Origin of the sequence: Pilosibacter fragilis (assembly GCF_032490495.1) — a bacterium.
GTDB lineage: Bacteria > Bacillota > Clostridia > Lachnospirales > Lachnospiraceae > Pilosibacter > Pilosibacter fragilis.
This window is the reverse complement of record NZ_JAVYJB010000038.1, coordinates 1-7,348: the sequence shown is the minus strand read 5'-3', so window position 1 is coordinate 7,348 and position 7,348 is coordinate 1. Positions and strand designations below refer to the sequence as shown.

Genomic DNA, 7,348 nt, shown 5'->3' with positions numbered 1-7,348 from the left:
GTGCAATGATCTACAGCATTACCGAAACAGCCCGGGCAAATGGTCTGAATGTTTACTACTACGTAAAGCATCTATTAACCGAACTGCTTGAGATCATCCGTATCGACGGAAGTGTCGATAAAAAAGAGTTAGAAAGTCTTATGCCATGGTCAAAAGATCTTCCGGCTGAGTGCTATAGCAAGCGCCGCAAATGAGCGGCGCTGTATTTGGCGTGGGGCGAAGGATTTGACCTTTACCTTCATCTAAAACAACATCTCCTATTTTTAGTGTTGTCATTACTGGAACAATATCCTTAAAAGCTTTAATAAAAATAGTTATATCAAAAACTCCTGTATATAATTTGTCTATAGTAACTGCGGTAATGGAAAACCAAGGTGCATCATCATAATAAGCTATACTTCCAACGCTACATGGTGTCATTGATGATTTTGATTTGCCCTGTTCAAATACATAAATATCCGGTGCCTTTATATAAATTCTATCAGGTACTGTATCATATTGATAATTATAGCTATGTTCATCCGTATTTCCATCGGAACTACTTGATATTTGTTGAAGTTCATGTAAAAACTCATTATCTATAGCACATTCCATTGTAGAAACCGGTGTTATAACAGCATTTTCATATTCTGGATATTTTATTGTAACTATCAATGCTTCGTCCTCATCAGCTGGCTTTTTATAATAATTCCATATTAAAGCTGCAGACAAAGAAACACAAGCAAAGCAAGCAATAAGGACTATTATTTGTGATTTTTCTGCCTTGTTCATGTGTCATCCTTTATAATCTGTTTATATTTTCTTTATACTTTTATAAATTGACATTTAAATTATTTTCTCTATATTGTATATGTATATGATATCAATCTTTTAATTTTTTGTCAATGTTCAAATCAACCTCTTATCTACCCGAAAATCGACCTTCCGGGACGAGAAAATTCCAAGCCTCTTCTGCTTTCCTCCCTCCCCATCTTCCCATCTAAGTATAAACCAAGTCTTTTTCTTACTTTCCCGGTTGTTTTCGAGATTGAAGAAGGAGCTTGGGAGGGCTTGGGAATGGGATGCATGGAGTGGATGCAGCTGCAAAAAAAGAAGCAGGACCAGACGAATTTCTTTGAAATTCATCTGACTCTGCTTCATGTTTTTTATGTTCTTTTTCACCTGGACACTTGGATGGGTCTTAGTGGGACGAGAACATTTACCTTACTCAAACTCCAGACAGACAGTATGCCATACAAGTGAAAATCATTGATTTTAAGGCATTTTCAGGAACTATCAACCACTAAAATCTATATGAAAAAAAATTAAAAATGCAATCGAAGTACATTCAGATTTTATAAAATAGACCGGCAAACCTCAATATCATCCAAAGATAGACGTTCAACAATGAGCGTCTATTTTTTGTTTCAAAATTAAATGGGGCTGAAAACAGCCCCGATGGGAATTGGAGATTTGACCCTCCCGGATTCTTCATGTCATGCCAGCCGTAATTTTTTCCATTGCCCCTGCACACTTTAGCAAAAATTCCCAGAAATTCCGTCGCCCACCATAATGCTTTTTACAGTTGTTATTATTGTCATAAGCGTACCTCCTGATATTATAAATCTCCACTGAAATCTACTTTTAAGTTGTTGGGAGTACATGACAGAGCTACATGAAAAAACGCAAGCTAACAATCCTAACCATGACTATTTAATTTTTAACACCTAGATAATATCACAACCCTGTAATTTCTTCAATAGTCCCAGAAAGGATGTGATACCACGAAGAAATCACCACCGCCGGAGCGTTCCCCTCCGCTTCCAGACCAGAACCCAAAACCAACTATCAAACACAACATTCAGAAAGGACAGGTACATCTATATGGAATTAAAATTTGTTATCCCCAACATGGAAAAGACATTCGGCAACTTGGAGTTTGCCGGAGAAGACAAAACAGAACAGAGAAGAATCAACGGACGCATGGCGGTACTCTCCCGCAGCTTCAATCTTTATTCAGACGTGCAGAGGGCGGATGATATTGTGGTTATCCTCCCTGCCGAAGCCGGAGAGAAGCATTTTGACTTTGAGGAACGTGTAAAGCTCGTCAATCCCCGTATCACCGCAGAGGGCTATAAAATCGGCACAAGGGGCTTTACCAACTACATTTTGCACGCTGACGATATGGTAAAAGCGTAAGGAAAAGGAGGACATCAGACTATGAGATTAGCAAACGGAATCGTGATTGACAAGGAAGCAACATTCGGGGCATTGAAATTTTCTGCCCTCCGCCGTGAGGTTCACCTCCAGAATGAAGACGGCTCGGTATCAGAAGAAATCAAGGAGCGTACCTATGACTTAAAATCCAGAGGACAGGGGCGTATGATTCAGGTTTCCATCCCTGCCAGCGTGCCGTTAAAGGAGCTCGATTACAACGCAGAGGTGGACTGGTACATCAAGGCAGAGGATATTGTCCTGAAAAAAGGGGCTGCCATGAATCCCCAGACACCGAAGAAAGACGCTCCCCCTACAAAATAACAACTAAATAAGAGAAAAGCGAAAGGAGGATTGTTCCCATGAAGCAGCTTTTTCCCCGTGGAAAACGAATCCGCCCACGGATAAAGACCTTGTGTCCCATACTGCCCTTGCCGCCCTGTTCCCTGTCTTCCTGCTGGTTGTCCTGCTGTTTCATACAGGGCAGATTGCCGGAGCCAACTGGCAGGAAGTGTCCCTCTCCCAGATAATACAGGATGTAAACATCCCTTACCTGTTATTCAGTATGGGCGTAGCAGGGTTGGTGTGTCTTGCAGCCGTTCTTCTGTTCTGGCGATACCGGAGGGATGAAGTAAAGCAGCTCATCCACCGCCAAAAGCTGGCAAGGATGGTGTTGGAAAACAAGTGGTATGAATCGGAACAGAAAAAGGAAGACGCTTTTTTCAAGGACTTGTCTTCCAGCCGTTCCAAAGAAACCATCACTTACTTTCCCAAAATCTACTACCGGATGAAACAGGGCTTGCTCCATATCCGTGTAGAAATCACCTTGGGGAAATATCAGGAACAGCTCTTAAACTTGGAGAGAAAGCTGGAAAGCGGCTTGTACTGTGAACTGACGGATAAGGAATTAAAGGATTCCTATGTGGAGTACACTCTGCTCTATGATACCATTGCCAACCGTATCTCCATTGAGGATGTACAGGCAAAGGACGGCAGGCTCCGGCTCATGAAAAATGTCTGGTGGGAGTATGATAAACTCCCCCATATGCTCATTGCCGGAGGAACCGACGGCGGAAAGACCTACTTCATCCTGACCCTCATGGAAGCCCTGCTCCGCACTAACGCCGTCCTGTTCGTGTTAGACCCAAAGAACGCTGACCTTGCGGATTTACAGGCGGTTATGCCGGATGTGTACTACAAAAAGGAAGATATGCTCGCCTGCATTGACCGTTTCTATGAAGAAATGATGAAACGCAGCGAAGACATGAAGCTCATGGAGAATTACCGGACAGGGGAAAATTACGCTTACTTGGGACTTCCGGCACATTTCCTTATCTTTGATGAATATGTGGCATTTATGGAAATGCTCGGCACAAAAGAAAACGCCGCCGTCCTCAACAAGTTAAAACAAATCGTTATGCTTGGGCGGCAGGCTGGCTTCTTCCTGATTCTCGCCTGCCAGCGTCCAGACGCAAAGTATCTGGGGGACGGAATCCGTGACCAGTTCAATTTCCGTGTGGCTCTGGGGCGGATGTCGGAAATGGGCTATGGGATGATGTTCGGGGAAACCACAAAGGACTTCTTCCTAAAGCAGATAAAGGGGCGTGGCTATGTGGATGTGGGAACCAGCGTTATCTCGGAATTTTACACGCCCCTTGTGCCAAAAGGACACGATTTCCTCAAAGAAATAAAAAAACTGATAGACAGCAGGCAGGAAGTGCAGGCGGCGTGCGAAGCGAAAGCCGCAGAAACGGACTGACCTGCTGTGGCTGGTGTGCCGCAAGGCACGCCAGCAGGAACCCCTCGTATCTAACAGAGGGGTACAAATCGACAGGCAACAACCAAACAACAGGGCAGAATCCCACGGTACACAAGGGATTTTCCCCATATCCGGCGTATGTCAACAAAACTCTGAAAGTTGACATACGCATTTTTAGACAGGAGGGATTTTCACTGAATGAAGAAACATGGGTACGGGACATTAAAGAGAAACGGGAAAGTTACGGTATCTCACAACAGAAACTTGCCTTAGCTGCCGGAATCACTCGTCCGTACCTGAGCGATATTGAAACGGGCAAGGCTCATCCACCCGAAGCATTACAGGAAGCCATCACGGAAGCTCTGGAACGCTTCAATCCAGACGCTCCCCTTGAAATGCTCTTTGACTATGTGCGGATTCGCTTCCCCACTACGGATGTGAAGCATATCGTGGAAGATGTGCTGCGGCTAAAGCTGCCCTACTTTATCCATGAAGACTACGGCTTCTACTCGTACACGGAGCATTACTATCTGGGTGATATTTTCGTTCTGGTATCGCCGGAACTGGAAAAAGGGGTGCTGCTGGAACTGAAAGGGCGTGGTTGCCGCCAGTTTGAAAGCTATCTTCTGGCACAGGAACGGAGCTGGTATGATTTTTTATGGATGTTCTCATGGAGGACGGCGTGATGAAGCGGCTTGACCTTGCCATCAATGATAAAACGGGAATCCTGAACATTCCCCATCTGACAGAGAAGTGCCGGAATGAGGAATGTATCTCGGTCTTCCGCAGCTTCAAGAGCTACCGCAGCGGTGAACTGGTACGGCGTAGGGAAAAAGAATGTATGGGGAACACCCTGTATATCGGCTCCCTCCAAAGTGAAGTATACTTCTGCATTTACGAAAAGGACTATGAGCAGTACAAAAAGCATGATATTCCCATTGCAGACGCAGAGGTAAAGAACCGCTTTGAAATCCGGCTGAAAAATGAGCGTGCCTTTTACGCCATCCGTGACCTGTTAGAGCATGACAATCCAGAACGGACAGCCTTTCAAATCATCAACCGCTATGTCCGGTTTGTGGACAGGGACGATACAAAGCCCCGTTCTGACTGGCGTATCAATGAGGAATGGGCGTGGTTTATGGGGGAACACAGGGGAAGCCTGAAACTGACAACCAAACCGGAACCGTATTCCTTTGAACGCACCCTGCACTGGCTCTCCCATCAGGTAGCCCCCACGTTAAAACTGGCTCTCCGTCTGGATAAGATGAACCACACCCAGATTGTCCATGACATCATCACCCATGCAAGGCTGACGGAGAAGCATGAAAAAATCCTGAAGCAGCAAGCTGCCGCTGCAAAGGAGGTGGTGCTTTAACGGCAGCAATTTTAGAACCTAAGAACTCTTACAGGAAAGAAAGGAGCTTTTATGAATTTCGGACAGAATCTTTACAACTGGTTTTTATCCAACGCCCAGTCCCTTGTGCTGTTGGCAATCGTGGTGATTGGACTGTACCTCGGATTTAAGAGGGAATTTTCCAAACTTATCGGTTTTCTGGTGGTGTATAGTGGTTCAGTTGTCCCTTGTAGCGGTCGGTCTGGTCTTCAATGCGAACGGTGTAAAGGACATCTTATTGGAACTGTTCAATAAGATTATCGGTGCATAATTTACTACGATAAACATTTCTCTCTATAACATCTTCTCTATACGGCAAAACATTTTTATGTTATAATCTCGTTAATATAATTTGTCTAAATTTATCAAAAAATGTTTTGTAAAGGGGAAGTGTTTATTATGAAAGTATTTGTTAGCTGGTCAGGAGAATTAAGCTGTCAAATTGCAGAAGTTTTAAAAAAATGGATTCCATGTATTATTCAATCTGTAGACGTCTTTTTTTCACCTGAGGATATTGAAAAAGGCGATAATTGGGATAAAACTATTTCTTCTGAATTATCAGAATGCAAATATGGCATTATTTGTCTTACATCAGACAATACTTCTGCACCGTGGATTAACTTTGAAGCTGGTGCAATCGCAAAATCTCTAGATTCAAAAGTCACAGCTCTAATGGTAAACATTAAGCCATCTGATATAAAAGGACCATTGTCACGTTATCAGGCTACCAGATTTGAAAAAGCAGACTTTTTTCAACTTATTGAATCTATTAATAAAGCGTTAGATACTCCACTAGATAGCAAAGTGCTTGAAAATACCTTTAATGCAATGTGGGATTCACTAGAAGCTGAGGCTATGGATTTAATCAACAAATTTTCACAAAAAGGAGATTCACAAAATAAAAAAGGACACATTACTGAATCAGAAGAAAACAATCCCCTTGAAGAAATTTTACAATTACTAAGGAAGCAAAGTGCTATATTATCTAACCCACAGCAACTCCTTCCTCCTGACTATATGGAGCATATTCAGATGAGTACGTATAGCAGAAATAGAGAAATGTACACTGAGAATCAAATGATTTTTGAAGAATTAATAAACGTATTAGAAAAAACCTTAATAAGACTTCAAAGTTTCCCAAACCATCCTGTACTTAATCAATTTATTGAAATATTTAATTATGAAGAAATATTAATGGTTTTATTGCATAATGCTGATATGTCAAGAAATAAACGCTGGCGTATGAAATGTAAAAATTTATATGAAAAATATAGGTCTATAATTGCTGAGAAGCATAATGATTTATCCCAAATTGATGAGGACTCTTACAAAAACTTTATTCAGTTTGAAAACAACTAAATAAAAATCAAGCAGCTAACTACATTTTTAATGATTAGCTGCTTTTTTATTTGAAAAGTAAAAGAAAGGACGTGATACTGATTGAGGAAATGAGAATCTACATCCTGAACACCACACGGTTTTATCATGAAGATTTTGAGGAATATCCTGGGGCATGGTTTTCCTGTCCTGTGGATTTTGAAGAAATCAGGGAACGTCTTGGGGGTCAGAGTGAGGAAGAAATCGAAATTGAAGACTATGAGCTGCCGTTTCCATTGGAGGGCAACACAAGGCTCTGGGAAATCAACGCCCTTTGCCGGATGATACAGGAAATGCAGGGAACGCCCCTCTATTATGAAATGGATGTGGTACAAAAGCGGTGGTTTCCCAGCTTTACGGAATTTATCGACCACAAAGACCAAATACGCTGCTATCCGGTGCAGGACGGAGAATCCCTCGCCCGTTATTTGGTGCAGGAAGTACAGATATTTGGAGAAGTACATCCAGACCTGTTGAACCATATCGACTACGCTGCCATTGGTCGGGATGAATATTCCGTTGCGGCGAGGTTCTTCCGCAATCACCCGTTTTATCCATTTGACAATATAAGCTTTGCGGCCAATAGCTCCTTACCACAACGACCATACATGGTACGTTTTATCATT

6 protein-coding genes and 3 pseudogenes are annotated in these 7,348 nt (G+C 42.6%); 8 read left to right on the top strand and 1 reads right to left on the bottom strand.

Features of this window, described 5'->3' with window-relative positions:
• Positions 1-194 (top strand): transposase domain-containing protein (locus ABCW45_RS17385; RefSeq protein WP_343221265.1); only part of this gene is annotated, 194 nt, incomplete at its 5' end.
• On the opposite strand, the gene ABCW45_RS17380 is transcribed toward ABCW45_RS17385, so the two are convergent.
• A complete protein-coding gene (locus tag ABCW45_RS17380; protein ID WP_343221264.1) occupies positions 139-771 on the bottom strand; it encodes a hypothetical protein in 633 nt (210 codons plus the stop codon). The genes ABCW45_RS17385 and ABCW45_RS17380 overlap by 56 nt on opposite strands.
• 1,092 nt (positions 772-1,863) lie before the next feature.
• On the opposite strand from ABCW45_RS17380, the gene ABCW45_RS17375 reads away from it, so the two are divergent.
• From ABCW45_RS17375 to ABCW45_RS17345, 7 genes and pseudogenes are all read left to right on the top strand, one after another.
• Positions 1,864-2,178, top strand: a complete 315-nt coding sequence (locus tag ABCW45_RS17375; RefSeq protein ID WP_002578441.1) for a YdcP family protein — start codon at positions 1,864-1,866, stop codon at positions 2,176-2,178.
• 21 nt (positions 2,179-2,199) lie between these two features.
• Complete coding sequence (locus tag ABCW45_RS17370; protein ID WP_215705228.1) at positions 2,200-2,517, top strand: YdcP family protein; 318 nt, start codon at positions 2,200-2,202, stop codon at positions 2,515-2,517.
• A gap of 38 nt (positions 2,518-2,555) precedes the next feature.
• A pseudogene (locus ABCW45_RS17365) lies at positions 2,556-3,952 on the top strand (FtsK/SpoIIIE domain-containing protein).
• A 194-nt stretch (positions 3,953-4,146) separates the two neighbouring features.
• Positions 4,147-5,327: pseudogene (gene mobT, locus ABCW45_RS17360) on the top strand (MobT family relaxase).
• 51 nt (positions 5,328-5,378) lie between these two features.
• Positions 5,379-5,616: pseudogene (locus ABCW45_RS17355) on the top strand (hypothetical protein).
• A gap of 128 nt (positions 5,617-5,744) precedes the next feature.
• Positions 5,745-6,704, top strand: coding sequence for a toll/interleukin-1 receptor domain-containing protein (locus tag ABCW45_RS17350; RefSeq protein ID WP_180958842.1), 960 nt, complete (start codon positions 5,745-5,747; stop codon positions 6,702-6,704).
• A gap of 89 nt (positions 6,705-6,793) precedes the next feature.
• On the top strand, positions 6,794-7,348 hold a 555-nt coding region (locus ABCW45_RS17345; RefSeq protein ID WP_343221263.1), incomplete at its 3' end, for an antirestriction protein ArdA.

Bases quoted from the DNA above. Each gene is read 5' to 3' on its own strand.
- ABCW45_RS17380 (WP_343221264.1), bottom strand. From the start codon at position 771: ATGAACAAGGCAGAAAAATCACAAATAATAGTCCTTATTGCTTGCTTT.
- ABCW45_RS17375 (WP_002578441.1), top strand. From the start codon at position 1,864: ATGGAATTAAAATTTGTTATCCCCAACATGGAAAAGACATTCGGCAAC.
- ABCW45_RS17370 (WP_215705228.1), top strand. From the start codon at position 2,200: ATGAGATTAGCAAACGGAATCGTGATTGACAAGGAAGCAACATTCGGG.
- ABCW45_RS17350 (WP_180958842.1), top strand. From the start codon at position 5,745: ATGAAAGTATTTGTTAGCTGGTCAGGAGAATTAAGCTGTCAAATTGCA.